Annotated in this window: 2 protein-coding genes; one reads left to right on the top strand and one right to left on the bottom strand. The window is 69.4% G+C overall.

From position 1 onward, the window contains the following. The coding region (locus AC1DVM_RS23205) for an HpcH/HpaI aldolase family protein (RefSeq protein WP_477258506.1) at positions 1 to 539 on the top strand (539 nt) is incomplete at its 5' end. Here AC1DVM_RS23205 and AC1DVM_RS23200 read toward each other — a convergent pair. Beyond that, a partial coding sequence (locus tag AC1DVM_RS23200) for an alpha/beta hydrolase (RefSeq protein ID WP_477258504.1) occupies positions 502 to 844 on the bottom strand: 343 nt, incomplete at its 5' end. The genes AC1DVM_RS23205 and AC1DVM_RS23200 overlap by 38 nt on opposite strands.

Genomic DNA, 844 nt, shown 5'->3' with positions numbered 1-844 from the left:
TCCTCGATGCGGGCGCCAGCGGCGTCATCGCGACGATGGTCAATACGGTGGCTGACGCCCATCTCTTCGCGGATTTCATGAAATATCCACCCCTCGGGCAGCGCAGCTGGGGGCCGCATGGCGCCTTGGCGGTGACCGGTCTGGAGCCGGGTGACTACTTTCGGGCCGCCAACGGATTGACGGTGGCGCTCGCCATGGTCGAAACCCGCGAGGCGCTTGCCATCATCGACGAGATCCTGGCCGTGCCGGGGATCGACGGCGTCTTCATCGGACCCGGCGACCTGTCCATCGGGTTATCGGGCGGTCGCGAGCTCAACCCCACCAGCGCCGCCGTGGAAACGGCGCTCGATCACGCGGTGGCGCGAAGCCGCGCCGCCGGCAAGGTGGCGGGCGTTTTCGCAGCGTCGGGCGAACGGGCAGCCGCCCTGTACGGCCGGGGCTTCCATCTCATCTCCGTGTCGAGCGACGCCGGCATGCTGCGCGCCGGGGCCGACGCCGCGCTCAAGGTCGCGCGGGGTCAGGGCCACGATCGGGTCTGACGGGCTGGGAGGACAGGCCGAATGCCTGTCGGAGAAAGAGCCCCCCATGCCGGAGGGTTTCCGCGTCGATACCGTGGGACAGGCCGGCCGTGAGATGCCACTGGCACGGGATCCCGGCGGCTGCCAAGGCTTCCCGGGTGAAATGGAACATCTCCACCGGCAGCACCTCGTCGCGATCGCCGTGGGTCAACAGGACCGGCGGCATCGCGCGGGCCTGTTCCTTCAGGCTCTCGGGACCCCTGCCGCTTTCGAGCACGACGAGCCCCGAATAGCCCACGATGCCGGCAAGGCGGGCCTCTCGACGC

The organism is Microvirga sp. P4_A5 (assembly GCF_056402495.1).
The sequence above is the reverse complement of the archived record's forward strand: the minus strand, read 5'-3'. Positions and strand labels throughout refer to the sequence as shown.